Here is a 25,518-nt window from a genome sequence, read left to right as displayed (position 1 = left end):
TGGTAATTTGATTATAATTTGCTTTTTTTGCTGATTATAAAACATAGAACACAATCTGTTTACTTTTGGAGGGGTGGATTTTTTATGAGTGCAGATAATAATGTCTCACGTCGTGATTTTTTAAAAACAACAGGTATTGCAGCTGGTACATTAGTCGGTGGTGGATTAATAGGTGGTCTTGTTGGCTATAACATCAACGGTAAAGGCACTTCTACATTAGAGCATGGTAATGGGACGACAAATGAAGCTGCTGGTTCACCTAAAGCAAAAATGTTTTTCATGAACGAGCGCGATTTTAAAATTTTATCGAATGCTACTGAACGTATTTTTCCCAAGGATGATTTAGGACCTGGTGCGATTGATTTAGATGTTCCTTACTTTATAGATCATCAGTTAGCAGGACAATATGGCAGTAATTCAAAAGAATATATGAAGGGTCCTTTTGGTGAGGGTTCCCCGACACAGGGCTATCAAAGTCGCTTAACACGCGCTGAAATTTTCAAACAAGGCATTGCCAAAATGGAAACGGAAGCTCAAAGTCGATTCAAAAAAGGCTTTAATGATTTAGAGGGCAAGCAAATGGATGAAATTTTAACAGCTTTTCAAAAAGGTGACATACAAATGAGTGGCGTAACTTCCGCATTCTTTTTTACGCTATTACGTGCCGCTACTTTAGAAGGAGCGTATTCAGATCCTTTATACGGGGGCAACCGAAACATGGAAGGTTGGCGTATGAAAGGCTTCCCTGGTCATCAAATGGCTTATATCACCATGATTGAAGATCCTAAGTTCCAAAAAATCGAACCAAATCAATTAGGTAATCACTAATCTAAGGGGGGTTTTATAGATGGCAACAACATTACCAAGTGTAGACGTTGTAACAGTAGGTGTTGGATGGACAGGTGGCATTGTCGCCGCTGAGTGCTCGAAAGCTGGATTAAAGGTAGTTGGTTTAGAACGTGGTCAGAAACGTGGCACCGAGGATTTTTTAAGTATTCATGATGAATACCGCTACGCAATTCGCTATGATTTAATGCAAAATCTTTCAAAGGAAACGGTTACTTTTCGTAATAATCGAAAGATGCAAGCTTTACCGATGCGTCAACTCGGTTCCTTTTTATTAGGTGAGGGGCTTGGTGGGGCCGGAACGCACTGGAATGGTATGACATTCCGCTTTTTACCGTATGACTTTCAGATTAAAACAATGACAGACGAGCGTTATGGGGCAAATAAATTAGGGCCTGACTATCTATTGCAGGATTGGGCACTAAACTACGATCAATTAGAGCCCTATTTTGATAAATTTGAAAAAACACTCGGCATTTCTGGGGATGATAAAAATCCGTTTGCGGGTAAACGCTCAAGTGCCTATCCAACACCTCCTATGAAAATGACGCCTATGCTACAACAATTTGAGAAAGCAACGAAAAAACTAAAATTATCACCTTATATGGTTCCTTCCGCCAACATTTCAGAAGTCTATAAAAATCCTGATGGTGAAACAATTAATGCTTGTCAATACTGTGGCTTCTGTGAACGTTTCGGTTGTGAATATGGGGCAAAATCTTCCGCGGAAATTACCGTAGTACCTACTGCTTTAAAAACAGGAAATTTCGATTTGCGCTTTAACTCTAACGTTGTAGAAATTTTAAAACAGGGTAACAAGGCAACCGGCGTAAGATATATCGACACGGTATCTGGTGAGGAGTTTATTCAACCTGCGAATATTGTCGTATTAACAAGCTATGTCTTTAACAACGCTAAACTGTTAATGGTTTCTAATATTGGTCAACTATATGATCCAACAACAGGTAAAGGAACATTAGGTCGCAACTATTGTTATCAAATATTACCTGGTGCTAGCGGATTCTTCGATGAACAATACAATACGTTCATGGGTGCAGGGTCTCTTGGTATGAGCATAGATGATTACAATGGGGATAACTTTGACCATAGTGAATTAGATTTTATCCACGGTGGCAATATAGCGCTTACTCAAACAGGTGCACGTCCTATTAGTTCAAATCCAACCCCTCCTGATACACCAACATGGGGACCAGAATTTAAAAAGCAGTCTATTCATTACTACACACGTTCGTTTGGTATTGGTGCGCAAGGGGCCTCTATGCCACATAAAGAAAATTATTTGTCTCTTGATTCCAATTACAAAGATGCGTATGGGTTACCACTCGTACAATTAACCTACAACTTTACTGATCAAGATCGTGCACTGCATAAATTTATTTCAGCTCGCGCTGCGGACATTATGAAAGAAATGGGTGCCAAAACGATTGTACCTAATGCAGAAATTACAGACTACAACATTGTCCCTTATCAAACGACACACAATACAGGTGGGACAGTTATGAGCTCAACACCTGATAAGGGCGTTGTGAATAACTATTTACAACATTGGGATGTAGAAAACCTTTTCGCTATAAGTGCTGGAAGCTTTGCTCATAATAGTGGCTATAATCCAACTGGTACCCTCGGCGCACTAGCTTATCGCTGTGCAGAAGGTATTGTGAAATATAGCAAATCAGGTGGTTCTTTAGTGTAGGGCAGCTATCTTTACTATGAAAATATTGGAGAGGAGGATGAAGCGATGGGAGGTCTTGGTGCAATCGGTATTCCTGGGTTAATTATCATTTTGGTCATTGTACTTATCGTTTTCGGTCCAAAAAAATTACCAGAAATCGGTGGTGCAGTCGGTAAAACATTTGCAGAGTTCAAAAAGTCAACAAAAGGATTAATGGATGACGACGATGAGCCTGCGAAAAAAATAGAAAAAAAATCTGATGTTTCGTAGGAGGTTTCCTATGGATCCTTATGAAGAAAAAAACTATTTAAGTCCGCTCGATAAAAAGCAAAAGGAGCCTCCATCAATACAGGAGGCTTTTGTTGAAATTGCCAGTATTGACGATGAGCAGACAATTGTCGAAGATAAACCAATTTTCCCTGTAAACTCTCTGCTCGAGCATATTACAGAACTGCGTAAACAAATCATTAAAGGGCTTGTTGTCTTTCTATTATTTTTTGTTGTCGCATTTTCTACCATTAATATTTGGTTTCCTTATGTAACTCGTGGCCATTCCCTTATTATATTAGGGCCATTAGAGGTCGTTAAGTTTTATATGACCATTTCAACTACTCTAGCCTTTGGACTATCGATGCCCTTTCTCGTTCATTTTCTTTGGAGCTTTGTAAAACCTGGCTTAAAGGAAGAGGAAAGCCGTTTTCTCGGGCTCTATGCACCTGTAATGTTTGTGCTCTTTCTATTAGGTATTGCATTCGGCTATTTTGTTGTAAACCCACTTAGCTATTCATTTTTAGTAAGCTTAGGTGCTGCTAATTTTGATGTAATGGTATCAGCCAGTGAATACATGCATTTTCTAATTATGACGACTGTACCACTCGGCTTATTATTTGAGTTACCGATCGTTGCACTCTTTTTATCGTCCATTGGTTTACTAACTGCCGATTCCATGAAAAAAATACGAGGCTGGTCCTATATCGCAATGGGTGTTGGCTCTGCAGTTATTACACCACCTGATTTCATTAGTCAATTACTTGTATTAATACCGATGATTATTTTATACGAAATTAGTATTCATCTTGTTAAACGTATCGAACGTAAACAATTAGAAAGCACTGCGTAACTAAAACGCAGTGCTTAACTATTGTTGTTGATTTTTGTTGTAGACTTGCTTTGAGTGCCTGGCACCTAGTGCTTATTTTTTCTTTAAATCCATGACAATAATTTCAGGTAGATTAAAAATTCGATAAGGTACACTACTATTTCCTAGACCTCGGCTAACGACCATTTTGGTGCGTTCTTCCTCGTAAAAACCAGCAGTGAACTTAGGAAACAGCCCCTGTCCTGGTGCTACCAGTCCTCCCATGCCAGGAATCCGTACTTGCCCACCATGTGCATGTCCTGAAAATACCAAATCTATTCCTTGATTTACATACGTACTAAACACTTCTGGTCGATGCGCCAGCAATAACTTAAGCATATCTTCTGGAACATACGCTGTCGCCAACTCTAGCATTTCTTCTGTCGATCTACCCATTAACGGATCTTCAATACCAATAATCGCCAAGCGCTCCCCGTCGCGCTCTAGCACGGTCGATTCATTAGCCATCACATGTACACCTAACGATGAGAGCGCCTCATAAATTTCGCTAACCTTATTCGACGCCACTTCATGGTTTCCTAGTACATAATATACATCCGCTAATTCAACTAGTCCTTTAACTGCCTGTAGACTTTGTTTTAAATCGTAACGATTGCTATCAATCACATCACCTGTGATAAAAATATAGTCAGGGTTTGTATCCTTAACCTTAGCAATCAGTTTTTGCTGATTGTTACCAAAGAGGGCATCATGTAAATCCGATACTTGTACAATGCGTAGCCCATCAAAGTTGGCAGGCACCTTTTCTGATTCGAATACATGTTTACTAACGACTAGCCAGTGATTGTTTACGTACAAAAAAATGACTATAAAAAGAATAAAAAAGATACCATATAATAATTTTTTCAATCGCAATCGCTCACTTTGCGGCTACTTTTTCAGAATAAAACTCTGACTACTCTATTATAAGCAAAAATCAGAGTGATTGTAAGTATATGCACTTTAATTATATAAAATGCACAAAAGTACTGGTCTTTACTCTTTAGCATATGGCATTATATCCAAAATCCACACTACTTTTAAATTTACACTTCTCTCTCATAGATTGACTTTGCACCATCCTTATTGCGAGCGTACAATCTCAAAAGCGCATTTAGTTCTCTTCTTTAAAAGAGCTAAATGCGCTTCACTATTTATAACACTTTTTCTAAAAAGTCTTTTGCACGTTGTGTAGAAGGAGATGTGAAAAATTCTTCTGGAGGTGCATCCTCTATTAGCTTTCCACCATCAAGGAATAAAATGCGATCCGCTACTTCGCGAGCAAAGCCCATTTCATGCGTAACAATTAGCATCGTCATCCCTGAATCAGCTAAGTTTTTCATAACTGCTAAAACTTCTTTAACCATTTCTGGGTCAAGTGCAGATGTTGGCTCATCAAACAGTATCACTTTTGGGTCCATTGCAAGTGCTCTGGCAATTGCCACACGTTGCTTTTGTCCACCTGAAAGGCGACTTGGATACTCATTGCGTTTTTCAAAAAGACCTACTTTTGTTAGTAAATCTTCAGCCGCTTTAATAGCTGTTGTCTTATCCATTCCCTTTACATTGATAGGTGCATACGTTAAGTTTTCCAATACAGTTTTATGTGGGAAAAGGTGAAAATGTTGAAATACCATACCTACTTCTTCGCGTATTTTCATAATATTTGTCCCTTTATCTGTCAGGATATCGCCAGCAATTGTTATCTTCCCACTCGTCGGTTCTTCTAGTAAATTTAAGCAGCGTAGGAATGTAGATTTACCAGAACCGGAAGGCCCAATAATAGCAATTACTTCTTTTTCTTTTATTTCAGTTGAAATACCTTTCAACACTTCATTTTGCCCATATGATTTGTGTAAATCTTCAATTTTAATCACTTTTTCTCATTCCTTTCTCGATTCGTTTACCAAGGAACGTTAAGACAAGCGTCATAATATAGTAGATTACCCCTGCAAATAATAAAGGTTCAAGATATCGATAAGTTGAACCCCCAACAATATAGGCACGGCGCATAATATCAAGAGCACTTATTACTGTTACAACTGCTGTTTCTTTGTTTAATGTAATAAATTCATTTACTAAAGAAGGTAAAATATTTTTCACAGCTTGTGGAATAATAATATCCTTCATCATTTTTGAATATGGGATGCCTAGTGCTTGAGCTGCCTCCATTTGACCTTTATCAACGGCATTAATACCCGCACGAATAATTTCTGAAATATAAGCTCCAGAGTTTAAGCCAAACGCAATAATTGCAGTTGGAATTGGCTGAATTTGAATATCTAGTAGCTGTGGAACAGCATAGTAAATAATTAATAATTGTAATACAAGTGGCGTCCCGCGGAAAATTGACGTGTAAAAGTCCGCTAGCCAGCGTAGCATTTTTACTTTCCCAATTTTACATAATGCTAATAATATACCAACGATAAACCCAATGAGAGAAGCACCGATTGCTATTTGAAGTGTAACACCTATTCCTTTTAAAATATAAGGAATAGAGGGAATGATTGCTGAGAAATCTAAATTCACAGCGTACCCTCCTTTCTCGTTTCCTTTTAGTGAAATGGACAAGCGATAGCCCTAAATAGGGCTATCGCATATCAATACTATTATTCAGCTTTTTCTAACCATTTTTCTTCAAGCTGTTGAATTTTTCCTTCATCTGCTAATTCTTTTAATGCCTTGTTAATTTTATCTTTTAAATCGCTACCTTTTTGAACAGCGATTGCTTTGAAATCTTCTGGTTGTTCTTCTACTGGGAATGCCGCTAGTTTATCGTTTGTTTTCAGATAACCTTTCGCTACGCCACCTTCTAGAATGGCTGCATCCAAGCGTTTAGACATCATATCTTGGATGATTTCAGGAATACGTGTGCGTCCTTCAACTGATACATCTACTTTTTTAGCAATGGCATTACCTAAATTTTCTTGAATAGAAGCTGTTTGAACACCGATTTTTTTACCAGCTAAGTCCGCTTCTTTTTTAATTCCACTATCTTTTTTAACGACGATAACTTGTTCTGTTTCATTGTATTTATCTGAGAAATCTACTACTTTTTCTCGCTCTTCATTTGGTGTCATACCAGAAATAACAACATCTACTTTACCTGCTTGTAAAGCTGGCACAAGGCTGTTAAAGTCCATATCTTGAACTTGCATTTCTACACCTAATTTTTCACCAACTAATTTAATTAAATCAATATCGAATCCAATGATTTCTTCACCTTTAGCAGCGTCTACATATTCAAATGGTGCATAGTCTGCTGATGTACCTACTTTTAATACTTGTTTATTTTCTGTATCTGAGCTTGTATTTGTTGCTTTATCTTCTTTAGTGCCACATGCTGCCAGTAAACCAATTACTAGAACAAGCATAAGCATGAAAAATTTGTTCTTCATCTTTTATATCTCCTTTTGATGTTTTTTTATTGTCTATGAGACAGGAATGTCTCGAAAATAGTCGATTGGATATTTATTCATATAGCAGAATAAAAAATCTATCTGCTAATTAAGATATACTCTTTCAAAATAATTTTCAAGCTATACATGAAATTTTTTAGCAAAATATTTTACACAGAATTTTCTAACAAATCAATGTTTTTTTATTTTTCGGTTAATATATTTTTAAAATGCTCCTTTATAGGTGATACTATACTATTTTCCTTCTTCTAAATTTTTATTCCTGTCGTTAAGTAAATACCCCATATTTCCTTTAATATAAACATCCTTTTATAAGTCATAAAGCAATGTAGCTGGCCAAATAAAAAAGCAAGGTAACGACGTTTTAAACGCCCTATACCTCGCCTTGCAAACGATATCAAATTTTTAGTGCTGTTACTATTCTTTTTCTGGAAATAGCTTTGATTTTAATTCATCTTCACCAGAACCTTCTGCTAACGGTACACGAGATCGATAGGCGGCACGACATATTAAATGCCCTGCTACTGGTGCTGTGACAAACACAAAGAGAATACCTAATATTAATCGCACACTCACATACCCGTCATGTATCCAAAAATAAATAAATGCGCCTAACAAACAGGTTAGTACAGATAACGTTGAACTTTTTGTTGCAGCATGTGAGCGCGTGTAGACATCTGGCAAACGAATCATACCAAACGCACTAATAACACTTACAATAGAACCGACAAGTATCAGGATGACTGCCGTCCACTCAATCATTTGATTTACGTTCAACAATCACACCTCTTTCAATATATTTTGTAAAAGCAATTGTACCGATAAACGCCAATATACCTAAAATTAAAATCGCCTCTAAATACGCTTTTGTTTTTAAGACAATCGAAACGATAGCAATGGCCGAAAGAAGATTAATACCTATTGTATCAAGCGCTATCGCTCGATCGGGCATGGATGGGCCTTTAATGACACGATATAGGGACAATGCAATTGACACACTAAATAACGCTAGTGCTAAAAGTAAAATTTTTTCAACCATTAGCGTGTCACCTCCATAATTGCTTCTTCAAATTTTCCGATGGAGCGAATAACGGCATCTTTAGATTGTTCTATATCCATAGCATGGATATAGAACATATCTCCCTCCTCCGAGACCTCCATCACTACTGAACCAGGTGTGAGCGTTAGCAAGAGTGCAAGAGCTGTAATTTCCCAATCTCCGTTCAGCTTTGTTTTATACGTAAAGATGCCTGGCGTAATATTTAACTTTGGGGTTGTGATTTGTTTTAGCACATTATAGCTTGAAAGTAATAGCTCCCAATTAAATAGCCATAGTAGTTTAATAATAGAGAAAACGCGGCGCAAATAAAATTGCGTTCCATAAAACCGATGCATCGCATACAAAATCCCAATACCGACGACAAAACCCATTAAAAAGGTGGAAAACTGTGGCGTGATTTCGTCCTGTAGCAATAACCATAAGGTAGCGATAAATAAATTTAATATAAACTGCATAGCCATTACTTATTCACCTCACCTTGCCATTTTTCTCCATTTAATACTGCATCAATATAAATAGAAGGTGTATGAAGCGTTTCTGCCGCATCCTTCACATAAGGCGCCATCGACTCGGCTCCGATACCTAAAGCAATTGTGCAAACAGAAAGTAATGTTAAAGGCAATACGATTCGCTTTGGAAGTGGTTTTTCATCTTCAATACTGAGGATCGTTTCGCCAAAAAAGGACGATAGAAAAATGCGCAGTAACGAATAGAGGACAATTAAGCTAGAGAGAAATCCTAGCCCTAGTAGTACAAAATTTCCTCCCTCAATCGCGCCTTGTCCTATTAAAACCTTGCCTAAAAATCCACTTAAAGGTGGAATTCCTGCAATTGAACACATCATAATAAAGAACAGCCATCCAAAAAAGGGATAATTTCGAATAAGTCCACTCATATTATCAATAAGTGTTTCACCTGTTACATATATCATCATCCCTACCGCTAAAAACAACATCGCCTTGACGACCATATCATGCATTAAATAATACGTTACACCTTGCAGTGCTGACTCTGTTCCGATAGCTAGTCCAGCAACAATAAAGCCAACACCAATTAGGACATTATATGAAGCGATTGTCCTCACATCTCTTCCAGCAAGGGCACCCATACAACCAGCAAGTATTGTTAGCCCAGCCATAATACCGAGAATTGTATGGGTTACCTCAGTATTCGTTGTAAATAGTAATGTAAATGTACGAACAAGGGCATAAATTCCGACTTTAGTTAAAAGTGCAGCGAAAAGCGCAGCTATAGCAGTTGGAGGTACACTATAAGAACCTGGCAACCAAAAGAATAGAAGTAATCCTGCTTTCAGGCTAAAAACAATTAGAAACACAAGTCCAACTGTAGTAATAAGTGGATCAGCTCCAGCTTCTGTAACCCGCAATGAAATATGAGCCATATTTAATGTTCCGATAGTTCCATATAAAAATGCTAATGCTACTAAAAAAATCCATGATGCAACAATATTAATAAGTACATATTTTAAAGCCTCTCGTAGCTGAACTTTCCCTCCACCTAAGCTAATAAGAGCATAAGAGGCAAGCAGCATCACTTCGAAGCATACAAACAGATTAAAAATATCTCCCGTTAAAAACGAACCATTTACACCTGCTACCATCAAGAGCACAAAAGGATAGAAATACATTTTTTCATAGTGTTCCCCAATTGTAAAAAAAGCGTAAACTATACAAATTGCTGCGACAATATTCGCTACTAAAACAAGTAATACTGCAAAAGAGTCTGCAACAAATAGGATGCCGAATGGTGGTAGCCAGCCACTAAAATCAATGCGCATTACACCTTGCTGTTGAACTTCTAGCAAAAGGACAACGCTAATGAATATAACGAAGCCCAAAGTACACAAACTCAAAATACGTTGAATCATTATATTTTGTCTTAAAAACACAAGTAAAATAGCCGTTATCACCGGCACGATTAATGGTAAAACGATTATATTACTCATCAGGCGTACCTCTCAATTCATCAAATTCCCCAGTGCCATTTGTTTTATAAGCACGATAGCCGAGAACGAGCACAAATGCTGTCACAGCAAAGCTAATGACGATAGCTGTTAAAATCAATGCTTGTGGAAGTGCATCTGTATAAGGACCTGCTGATTCCCCAATCAGTGGCACATCCCCTTTTTTAAGGCCACCCATCGTTAAAATCAGTAAATGTGCAGCATGTGAAAGGACTGCTGTCCCTAAAATGACACGTAATAATTGTTTAGAGAGGATAAGGTACGTCGCCACAGCAACTAATACACCAATTAATAATAGTATTAAAGACTCCATTGGCTATTCATCCTCACTTATACTTAAAATAATAGTTACAACAACGCCAACGACAGTTAGCGCGACGCCAGCCTCAAAAATAGTAACGGTCGAGAAGCCCATTTTCCCGAAAATCGGTACATTAACATATTCATACGTCTGCGTTAAAAATGGCACATCAAAGAAAAGCGAACCGATGGCTGTCCCTGTCGCGAGTAATACGCCCAGTGCAGCAACCTTTTTGAAATCAAATGGCATTCCTTTATGAACTGTTTCAATGTCATAAGCTAAATACAATAGCACTATTGCAGAAGCAAGCACAAGACCGCCGATAAAGCCCCCACCAGGAGCGTGGTGGCCTGCAAAAAATAAATACACACCAAGCGTTAAAATTATAAATACGATAGCCTTTGTAATCGTACGTAAAATAACATCATTAATTTTCATGGTCTGCCTCCTCTTTTCGCGGCTTTAGTTTTGTTAACGTGTACACGCCTAAGCCAGCTATTAAAAGAACGACAACCTCTAACATCGTATCAAATGCACGAAAATCTCCTAAAATGGTGTTAACGATGTTTGAACCACCTGCTAAATCATAAGCATCATTAAAATACAGTGCTACCGTTTCAAAACGGTCATAATGTACAACAGCCAAGCCGACTAATGTCACCGTAGCCCCTGCAAAAATAGCAATAATAGCATTTGACCACTTCACTCTCATGCGTGAGCTTTCAGGCATTAAATCCGGTAAATATTTAAAACATAGCAGGAACAATGCTGTTGTCACGGATTCAACAACTAGTTGTGTCAGCGCTAAATCAGGTGCTCGAAATATAACGAAGAAGAAGGCAATCGAATAACCGAGAACTCCATTTAAAAGCATTGCTGTAATTCGCCCTTTGGCAAATATCATCCAGATTGCAGCAAACATCATGACAAACACTAAAACTAACTCATAAGATTCAACAGGTGAATCCTTAGTAAATTCAAATACCATGGCATCAGACCAAATAAAGTATCCTGCAATCAGCGCAACAAAAAATACATAGATATAGACAAAGTAATGAGTTAAATTGCCAGACATATAGCGGTTCGTAAGCTTCATTGAACCTTTTTCACTAAAATTAATAAGATGATTATAATAGCTATTAAATGTATAATTTTGCGAAAAGACTCGGTATAGTGGCTTCCAGCTTTTTAATGTTTTAAATAATATAAAGCCAATAATGATTACACCAAAGGTCATTAATAATTCTGTATTCACACCATGCCATGCAGAAATATGTGGTGTTAACTCACTAACCGTTGGAAAAGTTGGATATATACTAGCCATCGCAGGCTGTAAGATATAGTGTCCGAGAACATTTGGAAAAAAGAAAATAGTCACTACTAATAAACAAAGTATTACTGGCGAAATTAGCATCCCAATTGGTGCCTCGTGTGGTTTTTTGTCCAACTTATTCGGCTGTAGCTTCCCAAAGAAAGTATGGCCAATTAAAATCATGCTGTATACAAACGTAAAAATACTTGCAACCCATGCTACAACGGGGAACAATATGCCCCACGTACCGATGGAAAAGACCTCAACCTCACGAATAGCCAAAACCGCGGCAAAGAACATTTCCTTACTTAAGAAGCCATTAAACGGTGGTAATCCCGCCATCGAAAAACCACCTATTACTGCAATCGTAAATGTCACAGGCATCAAAGCCATTAAACCACCAAGGCGTCGAATATCGCGTGTACCAACTTCATGATCGACAATACCGACCATCATAAATAACGCCCCTTTAAACGTGGAGTGATTAATAAGATGGAACAATGCCGCAAAGCTTGCCTGTGTGTATATAATGGAACTTTCTGCATAGCCAAAATAGTGACCCACAGAGCCCAAGCCAAATAAACTCATAATCAACCCAAGCTGGCTGACAGTTGAAAAGGCAAGTAAAGCCTTTAAGTCTGTTTGACGTACAGCATTGAACGAGCCCCAAAATAATGTTACAAGGCCAATTCCACTTACTAACCAAAACCAAACTGGCTCACCACCAAATACTGGAGAGAAACGCGCAACTATATAAATTCCAGCCTTCACCATCGTAGCTGAGTGGAGGTAGGCACTAACTGGAGTTGGCGCCTCCATCGCATCAGGCAACCAAATATGAAATGGAAATTGAGCTGATTTAGTAAAAGCACCTATTAAAATTAACAATAGCGCAGGAACAAACAATGTGTGCTCGCGTATCATCTCAACGTTAGACACAATGTCACGGATACTAAATGTGCCAGATGCTACATATAGCATTAGAAAACCTGCGAGCATGGAAAGACCACCGAAGACTGTGATCGTCATGGCTTTTCGTGCACCAGCACGTGAAGCTTTACGATGATGCCAGAAGGCGATTAACAAAAATGATGAGACGCTTGTTAATTCCCAAAACGTATATAGCACCATTAAATTATCTGAAAAGACGACGCCGAGCATAGCGCCCATGAATAGTAATAAGTAGCAGTAAAAATGATGAAGAGATTCTTTCGTTGATAAATAAAAAATTGAATATAAAATAACTAAACTACCTACACCTGTAATCAGCAATCCAAAAATGATACTGAGTCCATCGAGGTATGTCGTGAAGTTTATATTAAAAGAGGGAATCCACTCATATGTATCAATAAATGTTTTACCCTCGGCAATTTGAGGAATGTACCGTGCGAGTAAAATAAACAATATGATTGGAACGGATAAAACAAACCAGCCTAAATGTGCCATTCGCCTTAGTCGCCTGTAAAGCAAGGGAATCAGCGCAGCACAAACAAATGGTAAAAGTATCGCAAAGAGAACTGTGGCCAAATGAAAACCTCCTACAATCAAATTCGTCCAGCGAATTAGCATCTTCAATTTTGTATGTTTCATAAGCACTGCATAATACAAGTCAGTTAGAGCATGAATATTGTATTAGCATAACTTTCTACAAAAATTTTTGATACTCGCCTTTGTGCTTTTATTTACACAGCAAGCATCGAAAAACCTACCGATAAATCAAAAGCGTGTTATATCTACCATTCTTTGAAGTAAGGTAGATTTTATACGTAAAAAGATGAACAAATATATCAGAATTCTTTTACATTTTGGTATTTCTATACGCCATGGCTGAGCGTATGAGACATTTATCTACTGAAAAGCGTCTCAATGCATCAATACTTGACTATCCATTTAACTCACTGCATAATAATGTGGCATATGGAAGCTATTTATTTAAACGCACGCCATGCATAAACAAAGAAGCCTTAGAACATGGACATTAACCAAATTCCTTAAGTGTTTTCTGTATACCGTCATTAACTTTTATTCATTTTTAAGTATACAATATAAATAAGCATAATGCACTGTAACAGCATTGATTTTAGCTGTTTTAGGATAATTTTTTCATATTACACAGTACAAATAACAAAATAACAATAGGATAAAGAGGTGTATATTTTAAATGAAGCATGTAAAAGGGAGATTGGACGAAAGTATTTTAGTATGTGTCTATTATGGGCTTAACGGGGAACGCTTAATTCGTCGCGGTCATAAAATGGCTACGATGCTCGATTGCCCACTTTATATTCTTTCAGTCGATTCACAACCTCTCGATGCATTTGATGCAGAGAAATCTGGTTATATTGAACAGTGGAAAAACCTATCTGAAGAACTTGATGTTGAAAAATTTATTTTAGTAGATAATGAAAAACGCCCAATTCAAAAGGTTATTGCTGAAGTGGCTAAAAATTACGGTATTTCACAAATTATCGTAGGTCAAAGTGCACAAAGTCGTTGGGAGGAAATTACAAAGGGCTCTTTCCTAAACGTTCTGTTAAAGGAAGTTCCTTTTGTAGACTTTCACATTGTCGCTGTCCAACGACCAACTGAAGATGATACCTATGATACATATGAAAAAGGGGTACGTGCTTATTTGATTAAAGAACAGGACAATTTCAAAGTAGCCTTTACCTGTCCAAAATATGTTTCAATTGAAGGTATTTTCTTTAAAGAAATTGGCACTGATTTTGACAATGGGATTTTTAAATTCACGTACAATGATAAAATGCATGAAATCCATATTTCTGAAGGTCTAGTAACAGATAAAGAAAAATTGCCACAAGAGTTTACTTCTCCGTTACGTCAATAGTTGCCTGTTATTTAAATATTGCAGGGGCAAAAATATTCCCTGTGTAATTAAGACAAACTAAAAATTTTAACCGCCAACAACGGCATAGCAAAAAAGAGGTTGGGACAAAAGAGAAAAGGTGTTAGATTGATGGCAGTCAATCTAACACTTCTTTGCTACGCCGTTGTTGTCCGCTACGGCGGTGCTTTCCGCTCAGCACAGTAAGCCGCAACCCTCGCTAACGCGCGGTCTGTTACGTCTTACATTGTGCGCTGTTCTGAGCAGGAGTCACCGCTTCCGCTACCAACAACTAGTGAACACTTCTAATTTTTTATTTATTGCAAAAGCAAGAAAAGATAAGTTCTCCATATAGCAAAAATTTATGAACACCTTTCCTCTGTTCTTTAATTTTTTTTAGTTATGTCCCAGCCTCTTCTTCTCTTTTGCCCAACCTTTATAAAGCCGAAGCCGGTGTATCTTTAGGCAAGAAAAATGCCACTAGTAATAACAATGGTAATAAGGAAACGACTAGCATTGTAAAATCAATACCTTTATGATCCATTAAAACACCAATAACAATAGCACCAATTGCTCCCATACCAAATGCAAAGCCAGTTGTTAGCCCAGCCATTGTACCAATTTTAGTTGGTACGAGCTCTTGCGCATAGACAACCGTTACAGAGAAGCTAATCATAATTAATGTTCCGATAATGACTAAAAATATTGTTGCAGTCCATAGCGGTACATAAGGCAAAGCTAAACAGAATGGCATCGGCACGACAACTGAAAGTAAAATAACATTTTTTCGTCCAATACGATCTGATAATGAACCCCCAAAAAAAGTACCAACAACGCCAAAAGCCATAAAAGTAAATATTAATATTTGTCCAAGACGTAGACTTACATCATAATGATCCATTAAATAGAAAACATAAAAACTTGTTATATTTGTTGTATAAAATGATCTTGCAAAAATAATAGTAAATAATAATGTTAAAGCAATTCCCACCTGTTTCTTTGTTAATGGTGGTAAAGATGATACCAATGTACGTTTTTTCTTTGCTAACCGTTCTTGCTCCAATTGCTTCTTATACCACTTAGCAATTTTACTCAATAAAAGAATCCCAAAAGTTGTCGCGATTAAGACGAACGCTGCTCCACGTTGTCCAAAAATATCTAAAATATATGCACTGATTAATGGTGCTAGCGCTTGTCCAGAGTTTCCACCGACTTGATAAATTGATTGTGCAAGGCCTCGTTTAGAACCTGCTGCCATAAAAGATACGCGTGAACCTTCTGGATGAAAGATAGCTGAGCCAAAACCTAAAAATAACACAGCTACAAGTATCACCCAATACTGCGCTGTAAAGGCTAGAATAGCAATACCTATAAACGAGCTAATCATTCCTATTGGTAAAGCATAGGGCATCGGTTTTTTATCACTGACATAGCCGACAACTGGTTGTAAGGCAGAAGCAAACATGTTTAATACGAATGAAATAAGCCCGATTTGTGTAAAGGTCAAACCGAGCTCACTCTTCAATATTGGAAACATCGCAGGGATTACAGCCTGCATTGTATCATTGATTAGATGGGCAATGGCAATAGCAATCATAATCGGAAATACCGGGTTGTTGTGAGAATGCGTCATTTGTTTGTTCATGCTACCACCACACTTCCTTTATCTATTTGGTTCTTTAATTTAATTTGATTGTCGCATACAATTCCTCTTTTTGCACAAGCTATTCTTCGACGATAGCAGTTTAAGGAGTTGATTGTTGTATGACTGTAGATGAATTTTTTCACGCCAATGTTTTTGAAATGATACTTAGAGCATCTCTATCCTTTTTTGCACTACTCATCATTACACGAATACTTGGTAAAAAACAGCTAGGACAGCTTACATTTTTCCACTATACAACAGGTATTACGTTCGGATCCATTGCTTCTGAAATAGCGGCACAGTCTGAAACACCTTTTTTAGAAGGACTTATTGCATTAATTTGGTGGAGCGTTTTAACGTATCTTATGACCATTATTACGATAAAATCTAAAAAAGCACGTGTGCTGATTGACGATAAGCCCACTATTGTTATTCAAAATGGGCTTATTTTAGAATCTGCACTCAAGAAAAATCGTTTACACATGGATGAGTTAACGATGATGTTACGTGAACAAGCTGTATTTTCCGTGCAAGATGTCCAATATGCCATACTGGAGACTACGGGTAATTTAAGTGTATTAGCTAAGCCTACAGAGCAGCCCGCTACAAAACAAGATGTAAAGGCAGATGTTACCCCACCTACCTATTTACCAACAGAAGTCATTTCCGATGGACAACTGATAAAAGAAAATATCGTCGAACTGGAATTGACCGAAGATTGGGTTATGAAAAAACTAAAAAAACAAAATGTCCAAACTTACGAAGATGTCTTTTTTGCACAAGTTCAAGCGAATGGCTCTTTATATGTCAGTCTAAAAGATAAAGCGAGACGGTCAAGCCCTTAAGCTTGTTTCGTCTTGCCTATTCTACTTGCATTATATCCAATGGTGTAATAATACCAATCAGTTTTTGGTGTGTTTTGCCGTGCTCTGTAATCAACAACGCTTCAAAACGTCTTCCTCTCTCCACACCTTGCTTAAATATTTCCTCTGCCTCATAAATCGTTATGTATCTACTCACAAATTTGTAATTCACTCTATTTTTTTCGTGTAATAATATATCATGCAATGTAGGAACGTGCCTCGGTACATGATTGCCTCCCATGACAGATGCAAGCCAGTTAGTAATACCAACAGTCGTCACGAGACCTTTAAACTGTGTTTTATTGTAAACCGGAAATTGAGTGAATTTCCGACTACGAATCACTTTTAATACATGCTTTAAAGAATCATTTTCTTGAAAGACCAGCACCTTTTTTCGGAACATTTGTCCTACAAGTGTTGGTTTTGCCAGCGTAGCGTCCATATATTCAATGCGCTCTACGACATCTACATGCGGTTCTGCAATTACATATTCCATAGATGTACGATGGTGGACAATGGCATTGCGTAAATCGGCATAGGACCGTAAATCATCCTCATATTTACGTACCAATACATCCTTTTTCTTCGCCTGATCTACCAAACGGTAAAATGGCATAAAATCTTTTGCACCAATAATATCTCTTAGCCTATGGTCAATTCGATTAAATGCCGTTAGAAAGCGATCAGAATTTTGAGTAGTAACCAATCTTATCACCTACCATAGCAATAGTTTATATTTTTTGAGTTATTTTACAAATATTGAGTTATAGCTACATTATATTCCTAAGTTATGGATATTCCAAGAAAAGTTCATGCAATAAGTTTGGGTGCCTGGCACTCACACAAATGTGAAAAATCTGAATTGCTCAGGTGCCTGGCACGTAAAAATCCACTTCGCTTTCCGCAGGCTCAAGGTAAGCCGCGAGAATCAAAGTGGATTGGGGTGTCAGGCACCTAAACAAATTTAAATATTCTGAATTATTCGGGTGCCTGGCACTATATTTTTCAAGAAAGCCAGTTATATTTTCGTCAATGATGCATTTTTCTTCATTGAGAAAACACCAATACTCATACACACACATATAAGAACAACTGTCATAACTAAGCTCCACCAATAATCGGGCATCTCCATCGTGCCACGAATAAGCTGAACACCGTATAGTGGTAATTTCCAAGGTGATATAGTCCAAAACGTACCTACAAGCCCATCAATAATTTGACCAATAAAAATAATAATAAATGCACCTGTTGCCGCAACAGTTGTTTTAAATGCAGCGCTCATCATTAACGTTAATGCTAAGACAAATAATACCCATATAAAATACGTACCGATACTTGCCAAAAGCGTATCAACTTCAAATGTTCCATACAGCACAATCGTATAGTACACACTTGCTGTAAACCCCGCCACTATACTAACAAAGCCAACTGCGCTGATCACAATAAACTTACTTATAAAAAAAGAAGCAAATGAAATAGGTCGTACATATAATAAGGTGGCTGTTCCATTTGAACGCTCCTTACTAATAGCCCCTACAAAAGAAGCCATCAGTACCAGTAAACCAATTAGTTGAAACTGACTAATTGTTGCAAGTAACAGATCGGCTGGTACTAATTCTGGCATCAACATTTCAAAACCTTCAGGCATATTACCAACCGCTTCTAGAATATCCATCATATAATAGTTAGTTAGTGGTTCACTCATACCTAAAAGTGCGAAAACAAGTGGAATCCATAAAAACTTTCTACTACGCCACGCTTCTCGGAATTCCTTCTGAAGAAGTACGTTCATACCGCTCATACTCGTTTCGCCACCTTCATAAAAATTTCTTCGAGCGATGCTGTTTGACGTGCAACATTTCGCACTAAATACGGATAAGCTGTAAGGCTTTCAAGCAATTGCTGCATGCTCGGTTTATCTTCTTGAATGGCTACAGACACATAGCAACCATTGACTGTACATTTAAATGTAGATTGACTGACAAAATACTGCGCCTCTTCCACTGTGCTAAACTCTACTACATAATTTGGCTCATCATAACGTTGGCGTACTTCACGTAATGTCCCTTGTTCGACAAGTTTGCCATCACGCAAAAATAATAACTGGTCTGTCATCTCTTCCGCATCATTTAAAATATGTGTGGAATATAAAATCGTCGTCTGCTGCTGTAAACCTTTTAATAAATCAAGTACTTCCCTACGTCCAACAGGGTCTAAAGCAGATACTGGTTCATCTAACAACAGTAGTTTAGGCTTATGAACAATTGCCTGGGAAATACCTAAACGTTGTTTCATCCCACCGGAAAACGTTGCAATTTTTTTATGAAGATCATTTCCTAAGCCGACAAATTCTAATGTTTTTTGAGCTTCCTGCTTTGCCTTTTTAGCGGATACACCGCTTAACTTCGCAACCATTTCCGTAAACTCTAATGCACTTAACCACGGATGAAATTGTGGATATTGCGGTAAAAACCCAATATTTGCTCGTAAATCTCCCCCCACCATATTTACACTTCCGAAAGAGGGTCTTAATAAACCTGTTAACATGGATAAGGTTGTTGTCTTTCCTGCTCCATTTGGTCCAATTAACGCTGTAGAGGTATGCTCTTCCAGAACAAAATCAATGGCATCCACTACAGTTTTTTCAGCAAAACGCTTCGTCAACCCTGTTACCTGTAGTAATGTAGTCATGATTGTTTTCTCCCAACGATAAAATATGCTATTGGCCCAAGTAGATTAATAAATAATATTATCAATACCCATAAAATTTTCGGTCCATTCGTTGCATGAATTTTACTAAGATCAATTAATGCAACAATGACTAAAATAATTTGCACGCCGATTAGTGGCGCTATTACCGCCCAAGGGATATTTGCTAATTCCTCCATCTTCCAAACCACCTCGCCATTTGTTCTAATATAACTATAACAATTTTGTTATAATATGTATAGAACAATTTTTATCTTGCTTGTAAATTTTTCAATAAGCGCTAAATCAAGAAAGCGTGGATTTCGGTAGATGTCTCAAGTACGGCTGAGACGGCTCTGGCAGAACTGTAACTTGTATATCTGACTTATCTACAAATTAGTCATACCGCAGTTACTTAAATTTATTATAAATTATAAAAGAGGCTGGGACATAACTAAAAAAATTTAAGGAATAGAGGAAAGCTGTTCATAAATTTTTGCTATATGGAGACCTTAGCTATTCTTGCTTTTGCAATTAAAAAAATTAGAAGTGTTCACTAGTTGTTGGTAGCGAAGGCGGTGACTCCAGCGGGAACAGCACATAATGTTAGACGCAACAGACCGCGCGTAGCGAGTGTTGCGGCTTACGGTGTGCCCGCGGAAAGCACCGCTGTAGCGGACAACAACGGCATAGCAAAAAAGTGTTAGATTGATTGGGTTCAATCTAACACTTTTTCTCTTTTGTCCCAGCCTCTGCGTTTACATTTAGATTTGTTTCGTAAGACGATATCATTTTGATGCTAATGTTGATAGCACTACTTTTCATACAATTTCTTTAAAGCAGTAGCCATATTTGGGCGTATCATTACTTGGGAACGAGCCTTTTTAACGGCTACCTCCGCTTCCTCCAAAGAATCAGCCAAACCAAGTTCCATTAACACAGCCGTTGCAGCTACACCTGCTCGTCCACCCCCACTTCCACAATGGAAGTAAACCTTCTGTCCAGATTCGTAGGCAGCGACTATTTTTTTCGCTACTGTGTCAATAGATTGAGCTACTTGTGCTTCTTCATCAGCGATAGGCAGATGGTTGTAGTTATAGTGTGCTGCTTGCTGTTCTAGTTCAGTTAATCCATTTACTCGAACATCAATGACAACATCTACCTGCTCATTTGAATAAGCAGCTTCTGCATCCTGCGCACCACCAAAAAATAATCGATCTTTCACTAACACATCATAGTTTTTTTCCATCCTATGCACGCTCCGAACTCTTATTTCTCTAATAAATGTTTGATATCTTCATAATACGGTAACGCAGTTAACGCACCTGGCTTTGTCGCTGCCATCGCACCTAAGCGATTACCAAAGCTCACACAACGAACTAGCTCCTCTTCCGTTGTTGGTAAACCGTTGTAATGGACATCGCGCAGAACGCCTGCCATAAATGCATCTCCCGCACCCGTAGTGTCCACTGGCACAACTTTCTCGGTCGGTACATGTATAACCTCACCGTTTAATACTGCATACGTGCCCTCTTCCCCTACAGTTACTAAAATAATCGGCACTAAATAACTGTTTAATTGTTCAATACCTTCTGCTAAAGTAGTCGTCTCTGTTAAGAAAAATAACTCATCATCCGTGACTTTTAAAATATCTACATTTTCAAAGAAAGAAGTAATGGTCTCACGACAAATTTCTTCACTGCTCCAACGCAAAGGTCGAATGTTTGCATCCATTGCGATAATAGCACCTTTTTCCTTTGCCATATCAACAGCAGCACTAGTCGTTGCAAGTGCAGTTGGATGGAACATTGTGCCTGAGCACACAATGAGAGCAGAAGCATGTTTAAAGGCCGCTTCATTTAATTGTGTTGCTTCCACCTGTAAATCGGGTGTCTCATCGACATAATCTTTGAAAATTCGCTCACATGCTTCTGTTAAATGTACGTATACACCACTTACACGTTTTGCAGGGTTAAATACCGCAAAATCGAGGTTCACGCCTTCTTGTGCAAGGCCATCTCGAACAAATTGTGAGCCTTCGTCATCTCCTGTAATCGTAATTAGCGCAGATGGAGCACCGATACGGCTAATGCCTGCAGCCACATTTACCGTTGCGCCACCCATATATTTAGTAAAAGATGTATTCGTTACATCATCAGCAATATAGTCAATAAAAGCATCTCCATAGACTAAAATATAATCCTTATCTTCCTTTGTCATTGTAGTCCCCCCGAAAGTCTATTCATTCTAGATTAACATGAAAGTTGAATTCCAATAAAGTTTTAAACTTTCGGAAAAATAATGAAAGACATACATCATTTATATCAGCACCACTTCTTTAGCTCAATTTGGCCATCCAAAGAAGGAAAACCCGCCCGTAAAGGCAACCAACAGCAGTGTTTTCTATATTTTATTTGAAACATTTTTCTGTTTTATTCTTCTAACGATTATATTTTTTTCCTGTCGCCAATGTCGGTATCGTCGTATAGTTCGTAAGACGAGGGAATCTTAGCGTCTGCAAGGGTTGTGCTGAGCGGAAAGCACCGACCACAACGTCTATCCATAGCCATACTATTTGCTAAAATATAAAGTAGCGAATATTTCAAAAGCTTGAGACATCATCTATCTTTGTTATACTTGCCTATAGAAAGGTAGGGATTTTAACAATGAGTATTACGATTCGACAAGCACAACCACAGGATGCCCGTGCCGTTGTGCCACTAATTATTGATGCGATTGGTGAGATTGCCAACCGTTTAACAGGAGAACAGACAGCTTCAATGATTGAACAAGAACTAATGGTCCTCTTCAAGCGTGAAGACAACAGACACTCTTATTTAAATACTTTTGTTGCTGTGGAAGATGAACAAATATTAGGCATTCTTGTTTACTACAATGGTGAACAAGCCATTCAAATGGATGCCAATCTTGTAAAATGGCTTGAAGAGAAAAATGCTCCTTCGATCACCATCGATCAAGAGGCGCATCAAGATGAATATTATATTGATACAGTTTGTGTAGCACCAGAGGCTCGTGGAAAAGGAATCGGTACACTATTAATCCAATTCGCCATTGAGCAAACAAAACAACGAGGCTTTACAAAATTATCACTGAATGTTGAAACGCAAAAAGAAGATGCTCGTCGCTTATATGAACGTATGGGCTTTGTAATTACTGAACCATGGTCCATCATAGACGAACCTTTCCATCATATGGTGAAACAGATTTAGGATGTGGATTAATTAAGCATGAAAACAAATGTATTATATCCTCTGCTGATTGTCATCGCTTCTAGTAGCTATGGCATTTTATCGACCATCGTGAAAGTAGCTATGTTGCATGGCTTTACATCATCAGAGGCGGTATCGAGTCAATACATCATTGGCTTTATACTTGTTTTAACAATTTTTATCATCACCCAAAGAAAACTACCGAAACTTTCAAAACACGGACTATTTATATTAGTCAGCGCAGGGATTTTTACAGGTATTACTGGCATCGTTTACGGCGAGTCATTAAAATATTTACCTGCATCTCTAGCTGTCGTTATGCTTTTCCAATTTACTTGGATTGGTTTGTTGTTGGATTGCGTTATCCATAAACGTCTGCCAAGTCGACCAGAAGTCATTTCGATACTGATACTATTTGCGGGGACTATTTTAGCTGCCGGTGTATTGAATGTCGATTTAAGCGATATTGCGATTCAAGGCTGGTTATTTGGGTTAGCTGCTGCATTTACATTTGCCTGCTTTATCCAATTTAACTCTCGTCCCGTTGAAGGTGTTACAACGACATCAAGAGTTTTAATTGTTTCTTTTGTAGCACTAATTATGATTAGTATTTTCCTCAGTCCTGAAATTGCATGGAATGGCAAATTATTTGCAGAAGGCTTATGGAAATATGGATTAGCACTCGGACTATTCGGTATAATCTTACCCATTTATTTATTTTCAATTGCAGTACCCAAAGTGGGTGGCGCATTGGCCTCTATTTTAAGTGCGATTGAATTACCTGTAGCTGTGACTGTTTCTGTTATCGTATTGCATGAATCACTCACTGTTTTACAAGTAATTGGCATTGCTTTAGTTATTATCGGCATGATGCTACCTAGTATGCTTGCCAATCGAAAATCACCCGTAAAAGAGGCTGGGACATAAGAGAAAAAGTGTTAGATTGACTGCCATCAATCTAACACTTTTTTGCTATGCCGTTGTTGTCCGCTACGGCGGTGCTTTCCGCTCAGCACAGTAAGCCGCAACCCTCGCTAACGCGCGGAATGCCAGCGTCTAACATTATGTGCTGTTCTGAGCTGGAGTCACCGCCTTCGCTACCAACAACTAGTGAACACTTCTAATTTTCAAAGCAAGAATAGCTAAGGTCTCCATATAGCAAAAAATTATGAACACCTTTCGTCTGTTTCTTAAATTTTTTTAGTTATGTCCCAGCCCCTTTTAATTTTTACAATCTATCGTTGAAAACAGTCAATTTTTTAAATTATGATAGTAATAACGTTAGAATTTTTTAATTATTCTAACATTAATGCTTTATTTTAGTATTATACTGCACTATGTAAGCAACTCACTAAAGGAAGGGGAAGATGATTATGAAAAAAACACGTATTTTTGGATTTTTGCTTGTGTTGGTGCTGATCGTTGTAGCTGCTTGTAGTAGCACTAACGATCAGGGTTCGACAAAAGATGCTGCAAAAAGCGACACGGCATCTAATGCTGAAAAAGCAGATGGAAACACATCTCCGTCAGGTAAGCTGGTCATTTACACAGGGCGTGATGAAGAAATGGTGCAAGGCGTAATCGATCAGTTTAATGAGAAGTACCCGGACATTCAAGTGGAGTTTTTAACAATGGGGGCTCAACAAATATTAGAGCGTCTACGGGGTGAAAAAGCAAATCCTCAAGCAGATTTTTGGTGGGGTGGTACTCAATCCGCCTTAATGGTTGGAGCAAACGAGGATTTACTCCATGCATGGCAACCGAGTTTTATCGACACAATAGATGCAAACTATAAAGATACAGAAGGTCGCTGGTTCGGTGAAATGCTATTACCTGAAGTCATTATGATTAATAGTGACTTATTAACAAAAGAAACCGGTCCACAAGATTGGGATGATTTATTAGATCCGAAATGGCAGGACCAAATTTTAATTCGTGGTGTATTAGCGTCAGGAACTATGCGCACGATTTATTCATCCATGATTGTTCGTCAAGGTGCCGACACACCTGACAAAGGTTATGAATGGCTATTAAAATTAGATGCCAACACAAAAGAATATACGCAAGATCCTAATGCACTTTATTTAAAGCTTACACGTCAAGAAGGTAGTGTTTCATTATGGAATCTACAAGATATCCTATTGAAAAAGTATACAACAGATTATCCGTTTGATTACATTTATCCAAAGAGTGGTGCACCTATTTTAGTAGATGGTGTTGCGGTTGTTAACAAGGCAAAAAATTTAGAGAACGCAAAATTATTCGTTGAATTTTTATTTGAAAAAGAGATGGTTACGAAATTAGCGAACGACTATTACCAAATTCCAACACGCTCCGACATTGATCAAGCGACAATGCCAGAATGGTATCAGGAATTAGATTTAAAAACGTTTGATATTGATTGGCAATTAATGTCGGAAAAAGAGGCAGAATGGATGGAACACTGGGATACAAATATAAAAGGTAGAGGAAAGTAATATAATACGCCTTGCTT

At 37.9% G+C, this 25,518-nt stretch carries 27 protein-coding genes; 9 read left to right on the top strand and 18 right to left on the bottom strand.

The features are described from left to right. Nucleotides 1-84 precede the first annotated feature (84 nt). Genes MHH88_RS01245 through tatC form a run of 4 tightly spaced genes read left to right on the top strand, consistent with a single transcriptional unit; the run spans nt 85 to nt 3,659 of the window. On the top strand, nt 85-828 hold the full coding sequence (locus tag MHH88_RS01245; protein WP_069508791.1) for a gluconate 2-dehydrogenase subunit 3 family protein: 744 nt from the start codon (nt 85-87) through the stop codon (nt 826-828). A gap of 19 nt (nt 829-847) precedes the next feature. Then, nucleotides 848-2,560 (top strand): GMC family oxidoreductase, encoded by a 1,713-nt coding sequence (locus tag MHH88_RS01240; RefSeq protein ID WP_339261089.1) that lies wholly within the window; start codon nt 848-850, stop codon nt 2,558-2,560. Nucleotides 2,561-2,605: 45 nt separating this feature from the next. Further along, nucleotides 2,606-2,809, top strand: a complete 204-nt coding sequence (gene tatA / locus MHH88_RS01235) for a twin-arginine translocase TatA/TatE family subunit (RefSeq protein WP_069508787.1) — start codon at nt 2,606-2,608, stop codon at nt 2,807-2,809. Between the two features lie 10 nt (nt 2,810-2,819). Further along, entirely contained in the window at nt 2,820-3,659 is an 840-nt protein-coding gene (gene tatC / locus MHH88_RS01230) for a twin-arginine translocase subunit TatC (protein WP_339261086.1), read from the top strand. 72 nt (nt 3,660-3,731) lie between these two features. Here tatC and MHH88_RS01225 read toward each other — a convergent pair whose 3' ends face one another. The 11 genes from MHH88_RS01225 to MHH88_RS01175 form a co-directional block, all read right to left on the bottom strand. After that, the gene (locus MHH88_RS01225; protein ID WP_103977982.1) at nt 3,732-4,547 is read right to left on the bottom strand and encodes a metallophosphoesterase; all 816 of its coding nucleotides are present in this window, start codon (nt 4,545-4,547) and stop codon (nt 3,732-3,734) included. Between the two features lie 284 nt (nt 4,548-4,831). Further along, nucleotides 4,832-5,554, bottom strand: a complete 723-nt coding sequence (locus MHH88_RS01220) for an amino acid ABC transporter ATP-binding protein (RefSeq protein WP_339261083.1) — start codon at nt 5,552-5,554, stop codon at nt 4,832-4,834. Continuing rightward, entirely contained in the window at nt 5,547-6,206 is a 660-nt protein-coding gene (locus MHH88_RS01215; RefSeq protein ID WP_069508779.1) for an amino acid ABC transporter permease, read from the bottom strand. The genes MHH88_RS01220 and MHH88_RS01215 overlap by 8 nt, the downstream gene beginning before the upstream one ends. A gap of 80 nt (nt 6,207-6,286) precedes the next feature. Continuing rightward, nucleotides 6,287-7,075 (bottom strand): transporter substrate-binding domain-containing protein, encoded by a 789-nt coding sequence (locus MHH88_RS01210; protein WP_069508777.1) that lies wholly within the window; start codon nt 7,073-7,075, stop codon nt 6,287-6,289. 438 nt (nt 7,076-7,513) lie between these two features. After that, entirely contained in the window at nt 7,514-7,873 is a 360-nt protein-coding gene (locus MHH88_RS01205) for a Na+/H+ antiporter subunit G (RefSeq protein ID WP_103977981.1), read from the bottom strand. Next, the gene (locus MHH88_RS01200) at nt 7,851-8,135 is read right to left on the bottom strand and encodes a Na(+)/H(+) antiporter subunit F1 (protein WP_024360779.1); all 285 of its coding nucleotides are present in this window, start codon (nt 8,133-8,135) and stop codon (nt 7,851-7,853) included. The genes MHH88_RS01205 and MHH88_RS01200 overlap by 23 nt, the downstream gene beginning before the upstream one ends. Then, on the bottom strand, nt 8,135-8,617 hold the full coding sequence (locus tag MHH88_RS01195; RefSeq protein ID WP_069508773.1) for a Na+/H+ antiporter subunit E: 483 nt from the start codon (nt 8,615-8,617) through the stop codon (nt 8,135-8,137). Before MHH88_RS01195 ends, MHH88_RS01200 begins: the two co-directional genes overlap by 1 nt. Continuing rightward, complete coding sequence (locus tag MHH88_RS01190; RefSeq protein ID WP_069508771.1) at nt 8,617-10,122, bottom strand: Na+/H+ antiporter subunit D; 1,506 nt, start codon at nt 10,120-10,122, stop codon at nt 8,617-8,619. The genes MHH88_RS01195 and MHH88_RS01190 overlap by 1 nt, the downstream gene beginning before the upstream one ends. Next, on the bottom strand, nt 10,115-10,453 hold the full coding sequence (locus MHH88_RS01185; RefSeq protein ID WP_069508769.1) for a Na(+)/H(+) antiporter subunit C: 339 nt from the start codon (nt 10,451-10,453) through the stop codon (nt 10,115-10,117). The genes MHH88_RS01190 and MHH88_RS01185 overlap by 8 nt, the downstream gene beginning before the upstream one ends. 3 nt (nt 10,454-10,456) lie before the next feature. After that, entirely contained in the window at nt 10,457-10,879 is a 423-nt protein-coding gene (locus MHH88_RS01180) for a Na(+)/H(+) antiporter subunit B (RefSeq protein WP_069508767.1), read from the bottom strand. Beyond that, a complete protein-coding gene (locus tag MHH88_RS01175; RefSeq protein ID WP_339261074.1) occupies nt 10,869-13,280 on the bottom strand; it encodes a Na+/H+ antiporter subunit A in 2,412 nt (803 codons plus the stop codon). The genes MHH88_RS01180 and MHH88_RS01175 overlap by 11 nt, the downstream gene beginning before the upstream one ends. Before the next feature lie 634 nt (nt 13,281-13,914). Between MHH88_RS01175 and MHH88_RS01170 the strand changes: the two genes are divergently transcribed. Then, a complete protein-coding gene (locus tag MHH88_RS01170) occupies nt 13,915-14,601 on the top strand; it encodes a histidine kinase (protein WP_339261072.1) in 687 nt (228 codons plus the stop codon). A gap of 433 nt (nt 14,602-15,034) precedes the next feature. Here MHH88_RS01170 and MHH88_RS01165 read toward each other — a convergent pair whose 3' ends face one another. Then, on the bottom strand, nt 15,035-16,243 hold the full coding sequence (locus MHH88_RS01165) for an MFS transporter (RefSeq protein ID WP_069508763.1): 1,209 nt from the start codon (nt 16,241-16,243) through the stop codon (nt 15,035-15,037). 119 nt (nt 16,244-16,362) lie between these two features. Here MHH88_RS01165 and MHH88_RS01160 point away from each other — a divergent pair, with 119 nt between their 5' ends. Continuing rightward, nucleotides 16,363-17,088: a DUF421 domain-containing protein gene (locus MHH88_RS01160; protein ID WP_339261070.1), complete on the top strand. Its 726-nt coding sequence runs from the start codon at nt 16,363-16,365 to the stop codon at nt 17,086-17,088. Nucleotides 17,089-17,104: 16 nt separating this feature from the next. Here MHH88_RS01160 and MHH88_RS01155 read toward each other — a convergent pair whose 3' ends face one another. From MHH88_RS01155 to MHH88_RS01130, 6 genes are all read right to left on the bottom strand, one after another. Then, entirely contained in the window at nt 17,105-17,812 is a 708-nt protein-coding gene (locus MHH88_RS01155) for a CBS domain-containing protein (RefSeq protein WP_024360788.1), read from the bottom strand. Between the two features lie 312 nt (nt 17,813-18,124). Then, entirely contained in the window at nt 18,125-18,907 is a 783-nt protein-coding gene (locus MHH88_RS01150) for an ABC transporter permease subunit (protein ID WP_339261067.1), read from the bottom strand. After that, nucleotides 18,904-19,797, bottom strand: coding sequence for an ABC transporter ATP-binding protein (locus MHH88_RS01145; RefSeq protein ID WP_069508757.1), 894 nt, complete (start codon nt 19,795-19,797; stop codon nt 18,904-18,906). The genes MHH88_RS01150 and MHH88_RS01145 overlap by 4 nt, the downstream gene beginning before the upstream one ends. After that, nucleotides 19,794-19,994: a PLD nuclease N-terminal domain-containing protein gene (locus MHH88_RS01140; RefSeq protein ID WP_069508755.1), complete on the bottom strand. Its 201-nt coding sequence runs from the start codon at nt 19,992-19,994 to the stop codon at nt 19,794-19,796. Before MHH88_RS01140 ends, MHH88_RS01145 begins: the two co-directional genes overlap by 4 nt. Before the next feature lie 614 nt (nt 19,995-20,608). After that, nucleotides 20,609-21,043: a dual specificity protein phosphatase family protein gene (locus MHH88_RS01135; protein ID WP_339261064.1), complete on the bottom strand. Its 435-nt coding sequence runs from the start codon at nt 21,041-21,043 to the stop codon at nt 20,609-20,611. Nucleotides 21,044-21,063: 20 nt separating this feature from the next. Next, a complete protein-coding gene (locus tag MHH88_RS01130) occupies nt 21,064-22,014 on the bottom strand; it encodes a carbohydrate kinase (protein WP_069508752.1) in 951 nt (316 codons plus the stop codon). 446 nt (nt 22,015-22,460) lie between these two features. Between MHH88_RS01130 and MHH88_RS01125 the strand changes: the two genes are divergently transcribed. From MHH88_RS01125 to MHH88_RS01115, 3 genes are all read left to right on the top strand, one after another. Next, nucleotides 22,461-23,024: a GNAT family N-acetyltransferase gene (locus tag MHH88_RS01125; protein WP_339261062.1), complete on the top strand. Its 564-nt coding sequence runs from the start codon at nt 22,461-22,463 to the stop codon at nt 23,022-23,024. Nucleotides 23,025-23,042: 18 nt separating this feature from the next. Then, nucleotides 23,043-23,951, top strand: coding sequence for a DMT family transporter (locus MHH88_RS01120; RefSeq protein WP_339261060.1), 909 nt, complete (start codon nt 23,043-23,045; stop codon nt 23,949-23,951). 446 nt (nt 23,952-24,397) lie between these two features. Further along, a complete protein-coding gene (locus MHH88_RS01115) occupies nt 24,398-25,501 on the top strand; it encodes an extracellular solute-binding protein (RefSeq protein ID WP_339261058.1) in 1,104 nt (367 codons plus the stop codon). Nucleotides 25,502-25,518 lie beyond the last annotated feature (17 nt).

This window comes from Lysinibacillus sp. FSL K6-3209, from assembly GCF_037976175.1.
Taxonomy (GTDB): Bacteria; Bacillota; Bacilli; order Bacillales_A; family Planococcaceae; genus Lysinibacillus; species Lysinibacillus sphaericus_D.
The sequence above is the reverse complement of the archived record's forward strand: the minus strand, read 5'-3'. Positions and strand labels throughout refer to the sequence as shown.